The organism is Pantoea sp. M_10, from assembly GCF_008631515.1.
Taxonomy (GTDB): domain Bacteria; phylum Pseudomonadota; class Gammaproteobacteria; order Enterobacterales; family Enterobacteriaceae; genus Pantoea; species Pantoea anthophila.
Map to the genome: position 1 here is coordinate 1 of NZ_VWUL01000004.1, position 21,468 is coordinate 21,468.

The window sequence follows — 21,468 nt, forward strand, 5'->3', positions numbered from 1 at the left end:
GAGGTATTCTGCCCAATCGCGCCATCTCTCTCCTGCTGAACACGCTGGTGAATACCGGACGCGCGCTGCCATTTGTCGTGCTCCTGATCGCGCTTATCCCCTTTACCCGCCTGCTGGTTGGCACCACGCTGGGCAGTAGCGCTGCGATCGTACCGATTACCCTGGGGGCGTTTCCCTTCTTTGCGCGCATCGTGGAGAACGCGCTGGATGAAGTCGATCGCGGCCGCATTGAGGCGGTGGTGTCGATGGGGGGCAATCTGTGGCATATCGTCAGCCGCGTGCTGCTGCCAGAGGCGCTGCCTGCGCTGGTGGCAGGGATCACCCTGACGATAGTGATGCTGATCGGTTTCTCCGCGATGGCCGGCGTGGTCGGCGGCGGCGGACTGGGGGATCTGGCGATTCGCTACGGCTATCAGCGCTTTGATAATCAGATTATGGCAGCGACCATTGTCGTGCTGCTGGCGCTGGTGATGCTGATTCAGAAACTGGGCGACTGGCTGGTGCGCTCGCTGGCTTATCGTCGTTAACGGCTGACCGTATGGCGTCAGGCCGCCATACGGCTGAACAGGCCGATCTCGCCGCAGAAAGCGTTAATCCCCGCCTCTGTTTCCGTCATCATTAACACATATATAATCCGGCGTTTCTTTTAAGAATAAAAAAGATGTCTGGAGATATAATGCAGAGTGACCAGCAAAATCATGTTAATTCATAATGACGTTATCTGTTATCAGCGTCACGATGGCGTGTCGCTAAATAAGGATAAGGGAATAATTTTCCCTGGCTAAGGAGAGGGAGTTACGTAATGACGTTGGGTGAATTTGCTTTCGGACCTGTTTTTCTTTCTGTTTTTGCATTTTGCATTCAGCTACTAAATAAATCAAAACCTGTTGCAAATTACAGGAAATTATTGATTTCACTGCCTGTCACTCTGCTGGTCTGTTTCCTGTATCCACTGACCAGTGTATATCTGACACAGAGATATACCCTGTCTGATTTGTTTTATTTTTATTGTTTAGTGAGTTTTTTATTCTCAATCTTTTTGAACACGGTTATCTTTCTGATCATCAACGTTAAATATAAGAGCAGCTAGTTATCCTGTTTCAGTTATAGCGCCTGCCTTTGTATGTTTCTGACTCTTATTCAGGTAGCCTGCACTGATGATGCGATTGATTTACGCAATTGTTTAATCAACCGACCGCCTGGCGCTTCTCTCTTTTACGGTTAACCGTCCCTGAAACATCCCTGCTGGCGACAGCTTCACCTGAACAGTAAATGCGGTCAGCCGAATCTCTGCATACATTGCCGCTTGCTAACCTACTAACCGTAACCTACCTTTAGTAGCTTAATGGCTAATCAGGTAAGGTGACGACGATGCATGCACTCATAGTAACTGCCCATCCCAATCATGATGCTCACACCCACCGCATTGCGGACCAGCTTGCGCAGGGGGTTCTGGCGTCAGGCCACCATACGGTTGAACAGGCCGATCTCGCCGCTGAGGGGTTCGACCCGCGTTTTACGCTCAGCGATCACCAGCGTTTTAACGGTGAGGCTGCAACTCCGCCAGATGTGCTGGCCGAGCAGCAGCGGCTGGATCGCGCTGATGCGCTGGTGCTGGTCTACCCGATTTACTGGTGGTCATTTCCGGCGCAGCTCAAGGGCTGGATCGACCGGGTCTTTATTGCAGGCTGGGCCTTTGACGAGCAGGATGATCGGATAGTGAAGCGCCTCGGGCATCTTCCCGTGCATCTGATCGCGCTGGGTGCAGCCGATACGCGAACTTTTATGCGCCGCGGCTATTTCGGCAGCATGCGGAATCTGATCGATCACGGCATCTTTGATTATTGTGGTGCGCCGGTGGTTACCAGCGAGCTGCTACTGACCAGCGACGAGGGGTTTCCTGAGTCACACTATCAGCGGGCGCAGCAATGGGGGCAACGGATTTTTGCCCGAGAGGAAAGTGCATGACCGCGAAAAAGTCTTCCCCTAAACGTCTGTCACGCGAGGCGCGTCGCCGACAGCTGTCCGAAGTCGCCTGGCAGATCATGCAGGCCGAAGGCAGCGAGGCGCTGACACTGGCCCGGGTGGGTGAGGCAGCGGGCGTCAGTAAGCCCGTCGTTTACGATCACTTCACGACCCGTCATGGTCTGCTGGCGGCATTGTATGACGATTTCGATCGCCGCCAGACCGATCGGATGGAAGCGGCCATGGAGGCTGCGCCGATGCAGATGCAGCAAAAAGCGGTCGTGCTCGCAGCCTGTTACGTGGATTGTGTGATGACGGAAGGACGTGAAATTCCTGAACTCCTTTCCGCGCTCAGCACCACGCCTGAACTCGCTGCCGTCAAACGTCACTATCAGCTCGACTTTATCGCCCGCTGTCAGCGCTGGTTTGCTCCATTTACGGGCAGCAATGGGATGGCCGAAGCAGGCATGTGGGGCTTGCTGGGGGGCGCGGATGCTATCGCAGGCGCGGTGGCACGGGGCGATATCGATAAACAGGCAGGCGAGCAGGCGATCACCGCGCTTGTCGTGGCGCTGGTGGCAGGCAGCCGTACACCGGCAGAGGAAGCGTAAAAAAAGGCGGCCCGCAGGCCGCCGAATCCTTCAACCACAACAGAGGTTGTGTAAGCAGTGGCAACGTACAATGATGATCGTTTAGCCTTTCACCCCGCCCGCGGTTAAGCCGCTGACCAGCCAGCGCTGGGCCAGCAGGAAGACCAGGGTAATCGGAATCGCAGAGAGCACCGCAGCGGCGGCAAAGTCACCCCACAGATAGTTCTGCGGATTGAGATACTGCTGCATCCCGACCGCAAGGGTGTAGCTGTTAACATCGCGCAGCAGCAGCGAGGCGACCGGCACCTCTGTCACCGCCGCGATAAAGGCCAGAATAAACACCACCGCCAGAATCGGCACCGACAGCGGCAGCAGCACCAGCCGGAACGCCTGCCACGGGGTGGCACCATCCAGCGCCGCCGCCTCTTCCAGCGAACCGTCGATGGTTTCGAAATAGCCTTTTATCGTCCAGACATGCAGCGCAATGCCGCCAAGATAGGCGAAGATCACGCCGCCGTGGGTATTCAGCCCGATAAACGGAAGATACTGGCCGAGCCGGTCAAACAGCGCGTAGAGGGCCACCAGCGACAGAACCGCCGGGAACATCTGGAAAATCAGCATCCCCTTCAGCAGGCTGGCACGGCCGGTAAAGCGCATGCGGGCAAACGCATAGGCGCAGGTGGTGGAGAGCGCCACGATGCCCAGCGCACTGATGGCCGCGATCTTAACCGAGTTCCATAACCAGAGCAGCACCGGGAAGGGTGGCGGTGTGACCCGTCCATCCGCATGTTCCACGCTGAAACCCAGCGCCAGACGCCAGTGCTCCCATGAGATCTGCTCCGGGATGAGGCTGCCGGTGGCGAAATTACCGGCGCGCAGCGAAATCGCCACCACCATCAGCAGCGGAAAGAGAATCGCTGCGATAAATAACAGCAGCAGCAGATGCGTGGTCAGCAGACGCAGCCGTTGCGATTTGGGTTGTACCATAGCCATAACAGCTCCTTAAACCTGGTCCATCAGGCAATTTGATTTGTCAGTCTGAACCCGGATCGTGCTTACCATCCTCACGGTCCGGGTCTGCGCCTCTCGGGCCAGACGCTTAGTCGAATTTCATCCGCGAGGCTTTCAGATTGATCACCGCCAGCGCACCCACCAGCAGGAAGATCAGGGTGGCAATCGCCGCCGCCAGACCAAAGTCCTGCCCGCCGCCGCCTTCAAAGGCGATACGCCAGGTGTAGTTCACCAGCAGATCCGTATACCCGGCTGGCGTGGTGGTACCGAGACGATCGGGCCCGCCGTTGGTCAGTAACTGCACCAGCACAAAGTTATTAAAGTTGAAGGCAAAGCTGGCAATCATCAGCGGCATCAGCGGTTTCAGCAGCAGCGGCAGGGTAATCAGGAAAAAGTTCTGCAATGGGCCTGCGCCATCCATCGCCGAGGCTTCATAGAGATCGTCCGGAATCGCCTTCAGCAGCCCCATGCAGAGGATCATCATGTAGGGGTAGCCCAGCCAGGTATTCACAATGATCAGCATGGTGCGCGCCAGCGTCGGATCGCTGAACCAGGCGGGTTTCACACCAAACAGCGCGCTGAGCATCACGTTGATCTCACCGAAGCTCTGGTTAAACAGCCCTTTGAAAATCAGAATCGAGATAAACGCGGGCACGGCATAGGGCAGAATCAGCATCACCCGGTAAACGGCTTTGCCGCGCAGCGCCTCCCACTGCACCAGACAGGCGAGCACCATGCCGACGGCGACGGTGAGCACCACGGTGATCAGCGAGAAGAAGAGCGTCCAGCCAAAAATCGCCAGGAACGGTTTCTGAATCCCTTCGTCGGTAAAGACCCGCAGGAAGTTTTTCCAGCCGGTATTCACGGTGAAGCCGGGGCTCAGCGTTTCGTTGTCCCATTTGTTCGCGGCGTTGACGGCCTGATAAAAACCGGTCTGCGGATTGGCGCGATAGTGCACGCCACTCTGCTGATTGATCAGCTCATCCGGCGCGCCCACCCGGTAGAGCGGCTGAGTCCCGGAGAACTGGCGCAGCGAACTCATCCGCAGCTGACGGCCATCCGGCAGTTCAGCACGGATCTGGCTCAGCGCCTGGCGATTGGATGTGATGACCCTCAGGGTCGCCCGCTCACCCGCTGGCGGCGTCGCGGGGGCCATTTTCAGCGTCTGTTCAACGCCAAACTGAAACGGCGGCGAGACAAAGTCTGCTTTGCCATCGTTCAGCACCAGCTGCCAGCGGTCGCCTGCCGGGAAGAGTGCGAAACTGACGGCGTCCCCCGACTGGAAGGTGCGGCTCAGCAGTACCTGTTGCGCGCGCTCAAAGGTCAGCTGATTGGTGCTGCTGTAATTAGTGAACGCAATGGCCACGGTGCAGGCCAGGGGGAACAGGACAAACAGCGCCATCCCGGCCACGCCGGGATAGACATAACGCCACGCATAGGCGCGACGGTTGGCGTAAATCCACAGCCCGGTGGCACTGAGGATCAGCGTCAGCAGCGCAAACAGATATTCGCCCTGCGCGTACATCAGCACCAGCAGATAGCCGACCAGCAGACAGCCCATTCCGATGAGAACGCCCTTTAACAGCAGACTGTGCGTTTTCGGTTTTCCTGACATGATGCGGTTTTCCTTAACGGTAACTCAGGCCGGGTTGCCCCGGCGGCGGGGAAAAATTATTTCTTCAGACGCGCCTGAGCATCTTTCAGTGCGGCGTCAACGCTCTGACGACCTCCCAGGGCATTCAGCGTGGCGGTGCGCATCGCGTACCAGAATGCGGCCATCTGCGGGATATTCGGCATGATGTCACCCTGACGGGCGTTGGTCATGGTGGCGGCGATACGGGAATCTTTCTCCAGCGTCTGCTGGAACGATTTCAGCGCCACCGCGCCCAGCGGCTTATCTTTATTGACCGCATCCAGGCCGGCATCGGTCAGCAGGTAGTTCTCCAGGAACTCCTTCGCCAGCTCTTTATTGGGACTGGCGGCGTTGATCCCGGCACTCAGCACCCCAACAAACGCCTTAGAGGGTTTACCGTTCAGCGTTGGCAGCGTGGTCACGCCATAGTCGATCCCGCTCTTGTCGATGTTGCTCCATGCCCAGGGGCCGTTGATCGTCATCGCGGTTTCCCCTTTGTTAAAGGCCGCCTCGGCAATCGAATAATCGGTGTCCGCATTCAGGATTTTAGCTTTGACCTGATCGACCAGGAACTGCATCCCGGCTTTCGCGCCCGCGTTATCCACGCCGACATCTTTCACGTCATAGCGCCCGTCGGTCAGCTTAAAGGCGTAGGCTCCGCCAGCGGCCAGCAGTGGCCAGGTGAAGTAGGGTTCCTGCAGGTTGAACATAATGGCGCTTTTGCCCTTAGCGCGCAGTTGCTTATCGAGACCGGCCATCTCTTCCCAGGTTTTTGGCGGATTAGGCAGCAGCTTTTTGTTGTAGATCAGCGAGAGTGACTCGACCGAGATCGGGTAGCCAATCAGCTTGCCGTCAAAGCGAACCGCATCCCAGGTGAAGGGGAAAATCTTCTGCTGGAAGCTGGCGTCCGGGCTGATTTCCGCCAGCAGGCCCGACTGCGCATAGCCGCCAAACCGGTCGTGCGCCCAAAAGATAATGTCCGGACCATCGCCCGTCGCCGCCACCTGCGGATACTTCTCTTCCATTTTGTCAGGATGTTCAACGGTGACTTTGATGCCGGTCTCCTGCTCGAATTTCTTACCCACTTCAGCAAGACCGTTATAGCCCTTGTCTCCGTTGATCCAGATGACCAGTTTACCTTCCTCAATCTTTGCCATCGCGCTGGCCGAAAAGAGCACGGCAGAGAGGGCCGAGAGGGCCAGAATTCTTGCTCCGGTTTTCATCGTCATAAATCCATCCTGTTAGCGGAAGTGGTGAATGCTCTGTCGGCATCATTGTGCGTATCCACACCGGCATCTCATCCTCCTCTGCTCTACGCCCCGCCACCCATCACTGTGATCGCGCTGGCAAAAAGCGTCCGGAGCGGGAGATGGCGCGGCAAAAAATCGTGCAGGTCTGCGTGAACGATCACAAAAAACCGCGGCGGCGCGCTGGTTGCCTCGTCTGCCACGGTTTCTCCTCCTCCCGTCTCCTCCCCCAGTGGATTGCGCTGCGGTGGAGGATGTGACCGCCGGTTTCCTCTCGCATAGTGAGCCCCGGAACCCGTCTGCCGCTGAGCAGACACGAATGTGCAGCTAAGAGGGAAGGGATCATGGCGAGCGTTGTGCTACGCAATGTCACAAAAGCCTGGGGCGAAACGGTGGTGTCGAAAGAGATCGATCTCACCATTCGTGAAGGGGAATTTGTTGTTTTCGTCGGCCCGTCGGGCTGTGGCAAATCGACGCTGCTGCGCATGATTGCCGGACTGGAAACCATCACCAGCGGCGAGCTGCTCATTGGCGACCGGCGCATGAATGAGGTGCCGCCTGCTGAGCGAGGCATCGGCATGGTGTTTCAGTCTTATGCGCTCTATCCGCACCTGTCCGTAGCGGAAAACATGTCTTTTGGCCTGAAACTGGCCGGGGTAAAAAAGGCCGAAATCCATCAGCGGGTCAATCAGGTGGCCGAAATTCTGCAGCTGGCGCACCTGCTCGATCGCCGGCCAAAAGCCCTCTCTGGGGGACAGCGTCAGCGCGTCGCCATCGGCCGCACGCTGGTGGCGGAACCGCGCGTCTTCCTGCTGGATGAACCGCTGTCCAACCTTGACGCAGCCCTGCGCGTTCAGATGCGCATTGAGATCTCTCGTCTGCATAAGCGCCTGAAGCGCACCATGATTTACGTGACCCACGATCAGATTGAAGCGATGACGCTGGCTGACAAAATTGTGGTGCTCGATGCCGGGCGCATCGCGCAGGTCGGCAAGCCGCTGGAGCTCTATCACTATCCCGCCAACCGCTTTGTCGCCGGATTTATCGGCTCACCCAAAATGAATTTCCTGCCGGTCAAAGTGACCGCCACCGCCCTCGATCAGGTTCAGGTCCGTCTGCCGAATCAGCAGCTGGTCTGGCTGCCGGTTGACAGCGCCGGCGTACTGGTCGGCAGCAATATGTCACTGGGCATTCGCCCGGAACATCTGCTCTCCAGCGATATCGCCGACGTCACCCTTGAAGGGGAAGTGCAGGTGGTGGAACAGCTGGGGCATGAAACACAGATCCACATCGAGATTCCCGCAATCCGTCAGAACCTGGTCTACCGCCAGGAGGACGTCGTGCTGGTAAAAGAGGGCGCGATCCTGGCGATTGGCCTGCCGCCCGAGCGTTGTCACCTGTTCCGCGAGGACGGGAGCGCGTGCCGCAGGCTGTACCAGGAGCCGGGTGTGTAGCCCTGCCAAAACAATAAAAGCCATGACCTCAGGAGATAGAAAATGTTAACTCTGCGCAAACTTCCCCTTGCCGTCGCCGTCGCGGTGGGCACGCTCTCCGCCCCGACGATGGCGGTCGATTTCACCGGCTATGCCCGTTCCGGCATCGGCTGGACGGGCAGCGGTGGCGAACAGCAATGTTTCCAGGCCACCGGTGCTCAAAGTAAATACCGTCTGGGCAACGAATGTGAAACCTACGCCGAACTGAAATTAGGCCAGGAAGTGTGGAAAGAGGGCGACAAAAGCTTCTATTTCGACACCAACGTGGCTTACTCCGTAGCGCAGCAGAACGACTGGGAAGCCACCTCACCGGCATTCCGTGAAGCCAACGTAAAAGGGAAAAACCTGATCGATGCGCTGCCAGGATCGACCCTCTGGGCCGGTAAGCGTTTCTATCAGCGTCATGACGTTCATATGATCGACTTCTACTACTGGGATATCTCCGGACCGGGTGCCGGTCTGGAAGATGTCGATCTCGGCTTCGGTAAGCTCTCCTTCGCGGCAACCCGCTCCTCGGAAGCGGGCGGTTCTTACACCTTCTCCAGCGATCGTATCCGTGACTTCGCCACCAGCACCGCGAATGACGTGTTTGATGTGCGCCTGGCGGGCCTGGAAACCAACCCGGATGGCGTGCTGGAGCTGGGGGTCGATTACGGTCGTGCCAATGCCCGTGACGACTATCGTCTGGAAGATGGCGCCTCAAAAGATGGCTGGATGTTCACCGCCGAACATACCCAGAGCATGCTTAAGGGCTACAACAAATTTGTACTGCAGTACGCCACCGACGCGATGACCTCGCAGGGCAAAGGGGTGCCGCAGGGCACCAGTCTCAATAACAACGGGGACATGTACCGCATCCTCGACCACGGGGCGATCTCGCTGGCAGAACGCTGGGACCTGATGTATGTCGCCATGTATCAGAACATCGATCTGGATAACGACCGCGGCACCGAGTGGTACACCGTCGGCGTGCGTCCGATGTACAAATGGACGCCGATCATGAGTACGTTGCTGGAACTGGGCTATGACAATGTGAAGTCACAGCAGGCCAGCGAGCGCAACGGTCAGTACAAAGTGACGCTGGCACAGCAGTGGCAGGCGGGTGACAGCATCTGGTCACGTCCGGCGCTGCGTCTGTTCGCTACCTATGCCAAATGGGATGAGAAGTGGGGCTACAACAAAGACAGCGCCGGCGATCTCACCACCTTCGCCTCGGCTGACTCTACCGGCAACGGCATCCTGACCAACAGCCGCGGTAATAACGATGAATTTACCTTCGGCGCGCAGATGGAAATCTGGTGGTAAACCCGCACCGTTTCTGACGGGCGTGCCTGCACGCCTGATGAATCTCTCTGGTCGCGGTGTGCCATTGCCTGGTGCATGCCGCGACCTGTAATAAGGTACGCATAATGAAAATGAAAAAGACGCTGACTGCACTCTGCCTGAGTGCAACATTACTGGCCGGACAGAGCCTGCCCGCCCTGGCGGACGTCAACCTGGTGCCGCAGGATCTCACCTCCGCCCCGGTTGTCCCTGCTGAAACCCTGCAACATCTGAGCTGGCAGCCGCTGGCCGCCTCACAGACCCAGACGACAAAACTCGCCAGCAGCGGGCAGACGCTCAACGCGCCGCACATTGCCGGACCGGTGGCGGCCTACAGCCTGCCAGCAAATATCGGCGAACTGACGCTGACGCTGAGCAGTGAAGTGGCCAACGGGCAGGTTTTTGCGCCTAACGTGCTGGTACTGGATGAAACTCTGCGGCCCGCCGCCTGGTTCCCCAGCCGCTACTTTACCTACCAGAAGCCAGGCGTGATGGCGGCAGACAGGCTGGAAGGGGTGATGAAACTGACCCCGGCGCTGGGCCAGCAAAAAATTTACCTGCTGGTGTTCACCACCGACAGCGATCTGACCCAGACCACCACCCTGCTCGATCCGGCTAAAGCCTACGCGCAGGGCACCGGCCATGCTGTGCCGGACATTCCCGACCCTATCGCCAGCCACAGCCGGGAGGGCACCCTCAAACTGAAAATGCAGACCAGTTCCGGCTCCTCCATTCTGGTCGGGCCGCTGTTTGGATCGTCCGGTCCCGGCCCGGTCACCGTCGGTAATACTGCGCCTGCGCCCGCTTATCGTTCGGCCCCTGCCGCCACCGCCGCGCCTTTACCAGCGACGAAAACAGCGGCAGAACCGATCATGAGTGACACTGAGCGCTACTTTAATCAGCAGATCACTCAGGCGATAAACAGCGGCAATATCGACAAAGCGCTGAAGCTGCTGGATGAAGCCGAACGGCTGGGTTCCACCTCCGCCCGGCAAACCTTTATCCGTGGTGTTAAAGGCAAGGGGTGAAACTGCCCCGACACCAGGGATGTTGTCCCATCTGGTGCGCTCCGGCGCACCTTTTTTTGGATTGAAATAATGTTGAATGAGGGGAGATATGACCTGTGAGCGGACTAACTAACAGAAATGTCAGGAGAAAGAGCCGTTGTCTGCCATTAAGGTTAAAGCGTTATTCATGCAATACAGCGCGGTCATCCCTGATCCGCGCTGATTTCAGCTTTCCTGATTCATGCTGACTGCTTCCGTCGCGCCGTCAGATCCCGCAACAGTGCACAGGTTTCCGCATCGCTGAACAGCGCCTCCAGCGTGACGCTCAGCTTGCGTCGCCAGTTCGGGTATTCATCGCTGGTGCCGGGGATATTGACCGGCGTGGCCATATCCAGCCAGTCCTCCGGTTGCAGACCCAGCAGGGCGCTGTGACTGTCCGCCAGATAGCGCTGCATCGCCCGGTTCAGCGCCTTGCTCATCCCGGTACGTCCGGCAGACCGTCCGGCCCGTTTTGGCAGGGCGCCCACCTGATGCAGGCTGTTGAGCAGCGCCTGCTTTGCCCGCAGCCGATCCTGATACAGCCCGGCCAGCACCACCTTGTCCGGGTAGAGGCCCAGCCGGGCGCCCGTGGTCAGGTCGTCGCTTTGCCACCAGCCGCGCAGCGTCGGGAGATCGTGGGTGGTCGCGACGGCCATCGCCTGCCGCGGCCAGGCGGCGGGTGGACGAAATCCCGACGGGGAGGTCTGTTCAAACCAGAGCACCTTGTAGGAGTAAACGCCGCCATCCCGCAGCTTATCGACAATCGCCTCCGGCACCGTGCCGAGATCTTCCCCAATCACCATGCAGCGATGTCGCTGGCTCTCCAGCGCAAGAATCGCCAGCAGGTCGTCGATGGGATAGTGAACATAGGCTCCGTGCATCGCCGGTTCCCCGGCCGGTATCCACCAGAGCCGCATCAGCGCCATCACATGATCGATGCGCAGTGCGCCGCAGTGGCGCATATTCGCGCGCAGCAGGGCAATCCACGGCTCCCAGGCGCGCTGCTGCATCACCTGCGGGTCCATCGGCGGCAGTCCCCAGTCCTGACCGCGCGGGCCGAGGATATCGGGCGGGGCTCCGATACTGGCCTCCATGCAGTAGAGGTCGCGATCGCTCCACGTCTCGGCTCCTCCTTTGGCCACCCCGACCGCCAGATCGCGGTAAAGGCCGATGGGCATTGCCTGCTGCTGGCAGCCCTGCCAGCACTCCGCAAACTGCTGCGCGGCCAGCCATTGCAACCAGAGCCAGAAACGCACCTGATCGGCATGCTGCTGCAGAAAGGTTTTCACCGCCGGGCTGGCAGGGTCCTGCAACGCCTCCGGCCACACCGGCCAGCCCCAGCGCTGGCTATCCTGCGCAATCTGATCGGCGTGGAGGGCATCAAACAGCGCCTGATGCTGCAGACTGACGCCACCCTCTTTGATAAAGGCGTGGAATGCCTGCACCTCAGGATCGGTGTCCTCACGCCGGCTGAACTGCGGCCATGCCAGGCTCAGCGCCGTGATTTTCAGGCGGGTGACCGCCGCATAGTCGACCCACTCCGCGGCGCGCGCCTGCGTCAGCGCCTGCTGTGTCTCCGGCTGCTGCCACCAGGCCTGGGCGGCGCTGCTCTGCCGGAAGTCACTGACCGCATTCACATCGATATAGAGGACATTGAGCCAGCGCCGGGAGGAGGGGCTGTAGGGACTGGCACTCTCCGGGCTGGAGGGAAACAGCGCGTGAATGGGATTCAGCCCGATAAACGCGCCGCCGCGTGCCGCAACAGCGGGCAGCATCCGGCGCAGATCGCCAAAGTCGCCAATGCCCCAGTTCTCCGCCGAACGTAATGTATAGAGCTGCACACAGGCTCCCCACAGCGATTCCCCCGCCTGCAACGCTGGCGGCTCATAGCAGCGGGGCGGAGCAATGATGATCCGGCACGACCACTGCCGGGCGCCCTGCTGCAGCGTTAGCTGATGGTAGCCCTCCGGCAGCGGCGGCAGATGCAGCGGCTGAGCGGGATGACAGCGACCCGAAGTGACTCCTCCCGCCTCACGGGTGAGTTGCCACTGCGCATCCTGCGTCAGCTGAGGGGACAGGCTCAGCAGATCGCCGCTGCGAAAGATCACCACCGGCGGCAGCGGCGTGCTCTGCTGACGCGGTGGCTGCATCACCGCCAGCAGACGCTGGCGGGTCAGGGCCGGGATCGCCTGCGGTCTGCCGTGGGCGTTAATATATTCCGCAGCGATACCCGCCACGGAAAAATCATCCTTAACCAGATTCGTTTTCATGGCGTTCCTCAGCGTTTCGCTTGCCAGATGCGCTGCTGGTAATCGCGGATAGCGCGGTCGGCGCTGAACATCCCGCAGCGCGCGGTATTCAGGATAGTGGCACGGGTCCAGGCGTCCTGATCGCTCCAGAGCGCTTCCACCTGCGCCTGGGCCTCCAGATAGGGCTGGAAGTCGGCCAGCACCAGATAGGGGTCACCACCCTCCGGGCCAAGACTGTGCAGCATCGCGTCAAAGGCGTGGCGATCGCCCTGGCTGAAGGTGCCATCCTCCAGCGCCTGCAGTACCTGGTTAAGCTGCGGATCTTTTTTACGCCACTGAGCGGGATCATATCCGCCAGCTTTCAAGGCCACGACCTGTTCAACGGTATGACCAAAGATAAAGATGTTGTCACTGCCAACCTGTTCAGCGATCTCAACGTTTGCGCCGTCGAGGGTGCCGATGGTCAGGGCACCGTTCAGCGCCAGTTTCATGTTACCGGTGCCGGAAGCCTCTTTGCCGGCGGTCGAGATCTGCTCGGAGAGATCGGCGGCCGGGATCAGCCGTTCCGCGACAGAGACGTTGTAGTCGGGGATAAAGACCACCTTCAGACGGTTGCCGATGCGGGGATCGTGATTGATCACCTCAGCCACTTTATTGATGGCATAGATGATGTTCTTCGCCAGGGCATAACCCGGCGCGGCTTTGGCGCCAAACAGCACCACGCGCGGCACACGATTCGCCTGCGGATCGATCACCAGCGTCTGCCACAGGGCGATGATATGCAGCAGGCTCAGATGCTGGCGTTTGTACTCATGCAGGCGCTTAATCTGCACGTCGAACAGCGCCGTGGGATCGATCGTAATGCCGGTGCGGTTTTTGACCCAGCCGACCAGCGCCTTCTTGTTCTGCTGCTTGATGGCGCGGTATTCGGCGCGAAACGCGGCGTCATCTGCAAAGGCTTCCAGCCCCTGCAACGCATCGAGATCGTTCAGCCAGGGCGTGTTCAGGGTTCGGGTAATCAGGGCACTCAGCGCCGGGTTGCACTGGTTAATCCAGCGACGCGGGGTAATGCCGTTGGTCACGTTGTGAAATTTCTCCGGCCAGAGCTGGTGATACTCCGGGAAGAGATCCTGCACCACCAGTTTCGAATGCAGCGCGGCCACCCCGTTTACCGCAAAACCACTGGTGACGCAGAGGTTCGCCATCCGCAGCTGATTATTGTGGACCAGCGCCAGCTTCGCCCATTTCGCCTCATCCTCCGGCCAGCGTGCTGAGACCACGGCTTTCAGCCGGGCGTTGAGCGTGTTGATGATCATCATATGGCGCGGCAGCAGGCTGCGTACCAGCCGGACATCCCAGCACTCCAGCGCTTCCGGCATCAGCGTGTGGTTGGTGTAGGCAAAGGTGTGGCGGGTAATCTGCCAGGCCTGATCCCAGCTCAGCTGGTGCTCATCCAGCAGCAGACGCATCAGCTCCGGGATCGCCAGCGTAGGGTGGGTATCATTCAGCTGAATGACTTCATGATCGGGCAGGGTTTCAATCGACCGTCCGGCCTGATGATGGCGGCGCAGAATGTCCGCCAGCGCACAGGCGCACTGAAAATATTGCTGCATCAGACGCAGTTTTTTACCGTTCTGATGATTGTCATTGGGGTAGAGCACCTTCGTCAGTTTTTCAGCGTCGATGCCCTGCTGCTCTGCGCGCAGAAAGTCGCCGTCGTTGAAGCGATTGAGGTTAAACGGCTCAGCGTGTTTCGCCTGCCACAAACGCAGCGGCTGGGTAATGCCATTCCGGTAGCCAACGACCGGTAAATCCCAGGCCTCACCCACCAGTTCAAACGCCGGTTGCCACTGAGGCTGCCCCTCTGTGGTGACCACTTTGCCGCCGAGTCCGACCCGAACGTTAAGCGCCGCGTTATGATTGAACCAGGGGTAACGATCGCGCTGCCACTCATCCGGCGTTTCTTGCTGCGCCCCCTGTTCGAAGCGCTGGCGGAACAGGCCATATTGATAATTGAGGCCATAGCCGGTTGCAGGCTGGCCCACACTGGCCATAGAGTCGAGAAAGCAGGCGGCCAGCCGACCCAGTCCGCCGTTACCCAGCGCCGGATCCGTCTCATTTTCCAGCACGTCAGTCAGCGAAATATGCCACGCAGAGAGCGCGTCATTGACCGCGTCATACCAGCCCAGATTCAGCAGGTTGTTCCCGGTCAGACGGCCAATCAGAAACTCCATCGACAGATAGTTAACGTGGCGCTGTGTTGCGGGTGCCGGGGCGCCTGGCTGTGCGGCCAGCATATCCGCCAGCGCACCGCTGAGCGCCTGCCACCACTGTGACGGGGTCATCTCCTGCGCTTCGTGCAGGCCAAAACGCTGCCACTGACGGGTCAGGGCGGCGTTGAACTGAATCGGGTTAAATTCGGGCTGTGTCATGGTTGATCTCCTGGAAAAACAGAAAAAGGGGGTCAATATGGCGACAGTGTGCCCGCGCGAAAGCTGGCGCTCCTCCTCCTGAACAGAATTAGCGCAGGAGGATAGGGAGGGTGGAGAGGATGAGGCTAATCCGAAATCGGTTCAGGAGTGTGATAGCGCACACTTTTGTAAAGTTTAATTAATGGGTTTGCTTGCATTCATCTGACGAAATGCTGAACCTGTGTAAGGAATAATTACGAAGCGTAAAATAATGCTGCGCTCGACAAACGGAGATACGCGCGCCCATGTTAATACCCGCTAAACTCAGCCGCCCGGTGCGTCTTGATGGCACCGTCATCCGTGAGCGCCTGCTGCAAAAGCTCACCGCAGCCGGAAACTATCGTCTGGTGCTGGTCACCAGTCCGGCGGGCTACGGCAAAACCACGCTGGTGTCACAGTGGGCGGCGGGGAAAAGCGATCTGGGCTGGGTCTCTCTGGATGAGGGCGACAACCAGCCGGAGCGTTTTGCCGATTACCTGATTGCGGCCCTGCAGCAGGCCACCCACGGTGGCTGTCCGCGCAGCGAACAGCTGGCGCAGAAGCGGCAGTATGTCAATCTTAACGCCCTGTTTTCACAGCTCTTTATCGAGCTGGTGGAGTGGCAGCAGCCGCTGTGGCTGATCGTCGATGATTACCACCTCATCACCAATCCGGTGATCCACGATGCGATGCGCTTTTTCCTGCGTCACCAGCCTGAAAATCTGACGCTGATCCTGATGTCGCGCAATCTGCCCCAGCTGGGTATTGCCAACCTGCGGGTGCGCGAGCAACTGATTGAACTGGGCAGTCAGCAGCTGGCGTTTACCCATCAGGAGGCGCGGCAATTCTTCGACTGTCGTCTGGCGGCCCCGCTGGAGAGCGAAGAGAGCAGCCGGTTATGTGACGATGTGGCGGGCTGGGCGACCGCGCTGCAGCTGATTGTGCTGTCGGCGCGGCAGGGAGCCAGTTCGGCTCAGCATTCGGCCCGTCGTCTCTCCGGCATCAATGCCAGCCACCTCTCTGACTATCTGGTGGAGGAGGTCCTGGATCATGTCGATCTCCCCACCCGCCATTTCCTGCTGAAAACCGCGCTGCTGCGCTCCATGAATGATGAACTCATCGCCCGGGTTACCTGCGAAGAGAACGGCCAGATGCGGCTTGAAGAGATCGAGCGTCAGGGGCTGTTCCTGCAGCGCATGGATGATTCCGGCTGCTGGTTCAGTTACCACCCGCTGTTCGGTAATTTCCTGCGGCAGCGCTGTCAGTGGGAGCTGGCGGCGGAGCTGCCCGCGCTGCACCGGGCGGCGGCTGAGAGCTGGATGGCGCAGGGTTTCCCTGGCGAGGCGATTCATCATGCGCTGGCGTCCGGCGACGCCAGCATGCTGCGCGACGTGCTGCTGGAGCACGCCTGGACACTGTTCAACCAGAGTGAGCTGCCGCTGCTGGAGAACTCCCTCAGGGCGCTGCCGTGGGAGATGATGCTGGAGAACCCGATGCTGGTGCTGCTGCAGGCCTGGCTGATGCAGACTCAGCACCGCTTTTCCGAGGTGGACAGCCTGCTGGCACGCTTTGAACAGGCCAGTCGCTGCGAGATTGACGCGGCGCTGCGCGGCGAATTTAATGCATTACGCGCTCAGGTAGCGATTAACGACGGCAACATCGACGAAGCGGAGCGACTGGCAAAAGTGGCGCTCGACACGCTGCCCGGCAATCGTCACTACAGCCGTATTGTGGCAATGTCGGTACATGGCGAAGTGATGCACTGCAAAGGCGAGCTGGAGGATTCCCTCAAGCTGATGCGTCAGACCGAGCAGCTGGCGCGCCGCGATGAGGTGTGGCACTACGCCCTCTGGAGCCTGATTCAGCAGAGCGAAATTCTGTTTGCGCAGGGCTTTTTGCAGGCAGCCTATGAAATCCAGAGTCGCGCCTTTGTGCTGGTGGAAGAGCAGCATCTGGCACAGTTCCCGCTGCATGAGTTTTTGCTGCGCATTCGCGCTCAGTTGCTGTGGGCCTGGGGGCGGCTGGAAGAGGCGGAACAGGCCGCACGCGACGGCATCAGCGTACTGAACGGTTTTCAGCCGCAGCAGCAGATCCAGTGTCTGGGCCTGCTGGTGCAGTGCTCGCTGGCGCGGGGCAATCTGGATAATGCCCGCAGCTATCTTAACCGGCTGGAAAACCTGCTGAACAACGGCAACTGGCACAGCGACTGGATTGCCAATGCCGATAAGGTCCGGGTGATCTACTGGCAGATGACCGGCGACAGTCAGAACGCACGCGACTGGATGCGCCAGACGCCTAAACCTGCCTTTGCCAACAACCATTTTCTGCAGGGGCAGTGGCGCAACATCGCCCGTGCGCAGATCCTGCTGGGCGATGTCAGCCAGGCGGAAGTGGTGCTGGAAGAGCTGAACGAGAATGCCCGCGCCCTGCGCCTGATGAGCGATCTGAACCGCAACCTGCTGCTGCTGAATCAGATCTACTGGCAGACTGAACGCAAAGCGGAGGCGCAGCGTGTGCTGATCGAGGCGCTGAAGCTGGCGCGCAGTACCGGTTTTATCAGTCACTTTGTGATTGAAGGCGAGATGATGGCACAACAGCTGCGGCAGTTGATTCAGCTGAATACCCTGAATGAGCTGGACAGCCATCGCGCCCGCCGCATCCTGCTGGAGATCAATAAATATCACCGTCACAAGTTTGCCCATTTCGATGAGGGGTTTGTCAGCCGGTTGCTCAACCATCCTGACGTGCCGGAGCTGATCCGCACCAGCCCGCTGACACAGCGTGAATGGCAGGTGCTGGGGCTGATCTATTCGGGCTACAGCAACGATCAGATTGCCGGGGAGCTGGCTGTGGCCTCCACCACCATCAAGACCCATATCCGCAATCTCTATCAGAAGCTGGGCGTGTCTCACCGCAGTGAAGCGATGAACCAGGTGCAGTCGCTGCTGAAAATGATGGGCTATGTCTGACATCTGACGCGATGTCCGTCTCACGTTCAGCATCGCGTCACGCTCCCTGTGACAGAAAGACAATATAGTTTTCCGCCACCCTGTTTAATTATTCATCCGGTACAATTCTTATTAACGCTGTGTTAATATTCCGGCGCTTATTCAGGCGTCCTGCCGAGCGATCTATTTCCGGGAACGCAGTATGACCGTAAAATATCCTTTTTATCTGAATGCCTGTTTGCTGCATTCCCTGCGCCCTGTCTGCAGAAGCGTCCTGACACTCATTATTCTGCTGCTGCTCATTCCTCATCTGGCTTATGGCGAAATACGGGATGGCAAAGCCAACCGTATCGTCAGCGGAATTATCAGCTTCAGCCATTGGCCCGGCCTGAACAGTCCGCCCCAGTTATGTGTCTTTTCATCGGCACGGCATCTCTCCCTGCCGGAAAATATCACTTCGCCTGCTGCAACCTTTACCGTTGTCTATATTGCTGCTGCCAGCCAGCTTGCGACGCGCCGGTGCGATGCACTCTATTTTGGCGCGGAAACCTCGCAGCAGCAGGCAAAAACTATTCAGCAGTTACGGGGCAGAGCGGTGCTTACCCTTGCAGAGAGCAGCCCGGAGTGCACCGTGGGGGCCGCTTTTTGCCTGATATTTCATCCGGACCGAACGCTTTTTTCCGTTAACCTTGATTCGCTTGCCAGAAGTGGCGTCAGGGTGAGTCCGGATGTGCTTTTGCTCTCCCGCCAGAGAGTCGAATAATATGAAATTCGATAAAGTAAGAAACGACAAATCATCAATACGTAATAAACTGCAGAAAATAAGCACCATCAATGCGGCGGTAATATTACTGTTGTGCTGGCTGCTGCTCTCCTCGACCTCGCTGCTCTTCATTAAAAATTATGAGAAATGTAATCTTGAACTGATTGGCTCAACACTCAGCACGACGCTGACCGCCGCGACCGTTTTTGCCGACAGCTATGATGCGCGTAATAAAATTGAACAGCTCGGTGAGCAGGGCCTTTATGCCTCTGCAAAGCTCGTCACCCGGGATAATATTGAACTGGTCCGCTGGCATGCGCAGCAGGAACCGACGGGCTGGTATTCACGCTGGTTACGCGAGTGGATGTATAGCAAACCGCTTAATGTCGCCATCAATCATGCTGACGTCACGGTCGGCACACTGACGCTGGAAGGGACCGTGACCGGCGCGATGCGATTTATTCGCTACTCCTTCCTGATCCTGACCAGCGGAATGCTGTGTGTGCTGATTGTCTCGCTGATGCTGAGCGCCTTTTTGCATCGGGGTATCGTCGCGACGCTGCGCAACATTACCAGTTCCATTCACTATGTGATTCATTCGGGTGATTTTTCCCTGCGCATACCCGGCAGCCCGACGAGTGAGTTTCAGCTGTTCTCCGATGATCTCAATTCGCTGCTGAAGGAGATGCAGTCGCTGAAGGCTTCGCTGATCCGTGACAATCGCTCGCTGGCGGCCAAAGCGCTGGAAGATCCGCTGACCGGGCTGGCCAATCGCAGCGCCTTTACGGCGCATCTCGCCCGGCTTCTGGATCGACAGCAGGAGAAGGGGCGCTTTGCTCTGCTGTTTCTGGATGGCGATCGTTTCAAGAGCATCAACGACAGCTGGGGTCATGCCGCAGGCGATGACGTTTTAAAAGCGATAGGCTCACGCCTCCTGTCTCTGGCGGCCGATCAGGATCTGGTTGCCCGCTTAGGGGGCGATGAGTTTGCCATGCTGGTGAGCAGTCGCGTCAGTGAGGAGGAGCTTCAGCGTCTGGTGCAGTGCATTCATGAGGTTATCACGCAGGCGATTACGATTGCCGGGGATACGCAGATAACGACCTCGGTGACCGTTGGTTATGCCTGGTCACAGCAGGGTGACACGGTCGCGGCCATTCTCGAACGTGCCGATATGAACATGTACAGGAATAAACGAGCAGGTAAGGCGAAAAGATGAGAATGAAATTTTCCCTGGTATTACTTGTGATGACGCTGGCGGGCTGTCAGTCGACGGCGCGCTTCAGTGAGGCGCAGATCGCTGCGATGAAAAGCGCTGGCTTTACGCAGAACATGGAGGGCTGGGGATTGGGCCTGTCCGATAAAATCCTGTTTGGTATCAACGAATCCGAACTGACCCCTGCCAGCAAAACGACCATTCAGACGATGGCGAGAAACCTGGCCTCGACCGGTATTGAGCATGTGCGCATTGACGGGCACACCGACAACTATGGCAAACCGGATTACAACCAGCAGCTGTCACTGAAAAGGGCAAACGCGGTCGCGGCACAGTGGGCGCAGGGCGCCGCGATCCCCCCTGAAAATATCATCACACGCGGGTTAGGCATGAGCGCTCCGGTGGCCAGCAACAGCACTCCTCAGGGGCGGGCGCAGAACCGCCGTGTGGCCATCGTCATCACGGCGCCGTAATTCTCCCGGCAGGCCGGACGCAGGGTTCCGGCCTCGCTATGACACGACGCTGGCAGCGTGGCGCGCCTGCCGCACGAAGAGAGATTAGCGGATGGTCAGTTCATTCAGCGCCGACAGCAGCGCGTCCACTTTGGGCAAGAACTGTTTGCGCCGTGGCCATACCACGCTCAGCGTCAGCCCGTCAGGCTGCAGTTCCGGCAGAATAATGTCGAGTTCACCCGCGTCCACGGCGCGCTGGATCAGCCAGGATGGCATCTGTGCCACACCCAGCCCGGCGATAACCGCCTGTAACTGCGCATCAACGTCCCCGACAGCCAGCCGCCAGGGCACCTCCCGCCAGTGCGCCTGCCCATCCTGAGTAGTAAACAGCCAGGGTTTGGTGCTGCCATCTACGCGCTCATAAAGGATGGCGGGGTGATTCAGCAGCGCCGCCTCATCTTCCGGGCGTCCCTCACGTGCCAGATAAGCGGGTGACGCACAGAACTGCATCTTCTCGCGACCCATATTGCGCCAGCCCAGAGAGGCAGGCAGGTCAGGTGCCCCGCCAATCCGTACCGCGACATCCACCCCCTCTTCAAACAGGTCAACAAAGCGATCGGACAGACTCAGGCTCAGCGCCAGTTCGGGGTGCTGCTGACAAAAGGGCATCAGCAGCGGCATGACGTTAAGACGGCCATAGGTGGTGGGCACAGCCAGCCGCAGGCGGCCGGAAGGAATGGTGCGCTGCGCCGCCAGCACCGCTTCTGCTTCGGCCAGATCCTCCAGCACCCGCAGGCAGGTCTGGTAATAGGCGCTGCCCGCGTCGGTCAGCTGCAGACTGCGCGTCGTGCGTTCCAGCAGGCGCGAGCCTAAGCGCGTTTCCAGCCGGCTGAGGCTTTTACTGACCGCCGAGCCGGTGACATGCAAACGTTCGGCCGCCGCGGTGAAACTGCCGCACTCGACGCTGGCAACAAACGGCAGGATGTCTTTCAGGCGATGATCGTGCATCGATTCGTGAACTCAGGTTGAGAATGATGTGAATAAATGACAGAGATAAGAACTGAATTCTCTATTAGGCTTAGCAT

16 protein-coding genes are annotated in these 21,468 nt (G+C 58.7%); 10 read left to right on the top strand and 6 right to left on the bottom strand.

Annotated elements, in window-relative coordinates; all coding sequences use genetic code 11:
* The 3 genes from F3I47_RS12435 to F3I47_RS12445 all read left to right on the top strand — a co-directional run.
* The coding region (locus F3I47_RS12435; protein WP_150042072.1) for a methionine ABC transporter permease at positions 1–527 on the top strand (527 nt) is incomplete at its 5' end.
* 844 nt (positions 528–1,371) lie between these two features.
* The gene (locus F3I47_RS12440; protein ID WP_058957798.1) at positions 1,372–1,968 is read left to right on the top strand and encodes an NAD(P)H-dependent oxidoreductase; all 597 of its coding nucleotides are present in this window, start codon (positions 1,372–1,374) and stop codon (positions 1,966–1,968) included.
* Positions 1,965–2,576, top strand: a complete 612-nt coding sequence (locus F3I47_RS12445; RefSeq protein ID WP_150029008.1) for a TetR/AcrR family transcriptional regulator — start codon at positions 1,965–1,967, stop codon at positions 2,574–2,576. The genes F3I47_RS12440 and F3I47_RS12445 overlap by 4 nt, the downstream gene beginning before the upstream one ends.
* Before the next feature lie 81 nt (positions 2,577–2,657).
* Here the strand turns inward: F3I47_RS12445 and malG are convergent, their stop codons facing one another.
* The 3 genes from malG to malE all read right to left on the bottom strand — a co-directional run bounded on the left by malG (position 2,658) and on the right by malE (position 6,428).
* Positions 2,658–3,548 (bottom strand): maltose ABC transporter permease MalG, encoded by an 891-nt coding sequence (malG, locus tag F3I47_RS12450; protein ID WP_009093054.1) that lies wholly within the window; start codon positions 3,546–3,548, stop codon positions 2,658–2,660.
* Positions 3,549–3,654: 106 nt separating this feature from the next.
* The gene (gene malF / locus F3I47_RS12455) at positions 3,655–5,181 is read right to left on the bottom strand and encodes a maltose ABC transporter permease MalF (RefSeq protein WP_150029009.1); all 1,527 of its coding nucleotides are present in this window, start codon (positions 5,179–5,181) and stop codon (positions 3,655–3,657) included.
* A gap of 56 nt (positions 5,182–5,237) precedes the next feature.
* Positions 5,238–6,428 carry a maltose/maltodextrin ABC transporter substrate-binding protein MalE gene (gene malE, locus F3I47_RS12460; protein ID WP_150029010.1) on the bottom strand — a complete coding sequence of 397 codons (1,191 nt, stop codon included), beginning with the start codon at positions 6,426–6,428 and terminating at the stop codon, positions 5,238–5,240.
* A gap of 362 nt (positions 6,429–6,790) precedes the next feature.
* Between malE and malK the strand changes: the two genes are divergently transcribed.
* The 3 genes from malK to malM all read left to right on the top strand — a co-directional run bounded on the left by malK (position 6,791) and on the right by malM (position 10,290).
* Positions 6,791–7,900, top strand: coding sequence for a maltose/maltodextrin ABC transporter ATP-binding protein MalK (gene malK / locus F3I47_RS12465; protein WP_009093048.1), 1,110 nt, complete (start codon positions 6,791–6,793; stop codon positions 7,898–7,900).
* A 42-nt stretch (positions 7,901–7,942) separates the two neighbouring features.
* Entirely contained in the window at positions 7,943–9,244 is a 1,302-nt protein-coding gene (locus F3I47_RS12470) for a maltoporin (protein ID WP_009093047.1), read from the top strand.
* Between the two features lie 104 nt (positions 9,245–9,348).
* Positions 9,349–10,290 (top strand): maltose operon protein MalM, encoded by a 942-nt coding sequence (malM, locus tag F3I47_RS12475; protein ID WP_150029011.1) that lies wholly within the window; start codon positions 9,349–9,351, stop codon positions 10,288–10,290.
* Positions 10,291–10,508: 218 nt separating this feature from the next.
* On the opposite strand, the gene malQ is transcribed toward malM, so the two are convergent.
* Positions 10,509–12,578, bottom strand: a complete 2,070-nt coding sequence (malQ, locus tag F3I47_RS12480; protein WP_150029012.1) for a 4-alpha-glucanotransferase — start codon at positions 12,576–12,578, stop codon at positions 10,509–10,511.
* Between the two features lie 8 nt (positions 12,579–12,586).
* Positions 12,587–14,989: a maltodextrin phosphorylase gene (gene malP, locus F3I47_RS12485; protein ID WP_150029013.1), complete on the bottom strand. Its 2,403-nt coding sequence runs from the start codon at positions 14,987–14,989 to the stop codon at positions 12,587–12,589.
* 284 nt (positions 14,990–15,273) lie between these two features.
* Here malP and malT point away from each other — a divergent pair, with 284 nt between their 5' ends.
* The 4 genes from malT (at position 15,274) to F3I47_RS12505 (ending at position 20,404) form a co-directional block, all read left to right on the top strand.
* The gene (gene malT, locus F3I47_RS12490; protein ID WP_009093041.1) at positions 15,274–17,976 is read left to right on the top strand and encodes an HTH-type transcriptional regulator MalT; all 2,703 of its coding nucleotides are present in this window, start codon (positions 15,274–15,276) and stop codon (positions 17,974–17,976) included.
* A gap of 181 nt (positions 17,977–18,157) precedes the next feature.
* Positions 18,158–18,718 (top strand): YfiR family protein, encoded by a 561-nt coding sequence (locus tag F3I47_RS12495; RefSeq protein WP_150029014.1) that lies wholly within the window; start codon positions 18,158–18,160, stop codon positions 18,716–18,718.
* A gap of 1 nt (position 18,719) precedes the next feature.
* Positions 18,720–19,934, top strand: a complete 1,215-nt coding sequence (locus F3I47_RS12500; RefSeq protein WP_111207147.1) for a diguanylate cyclase domain-containing protein — start codon at positions 18,720–18,722, stop codon at positions 19,932–19,934.
* Positions 19,931–20,404, top strand: a complete 474-nt coding sequence (locus F3I47_RS12505) for an OmpA family protein (RefSeq protein ID WP_150029015.1) — start codon at positions 19,931–19,933, stop codon at positions 20,402–20,404. The genes F3I47_RS12500 and F3I47_RS12505 overlap by 4 nt, the downstream gene beginning before the upstream one ends.
* 84 nt (positions 20,405–20,488) lie before the next feature.
* Here F3I47_RS12505 and F3I47_RS12510 read toward each other — a convergent pair whose 3' ends face one another.
* Positions 20,489–21,391, bottom strand: coding sequence for a LysR family transcriptional regulator (locus tag F3I47_RS12510; protein ID WP_009093037.1), 903 nt, complete (start codon positions 21,389–21,391; stop codon positions 20,489–20,491).
* Between the last annotated feature and the right edge of the window lie 77 nt (positions 21,392–21,468).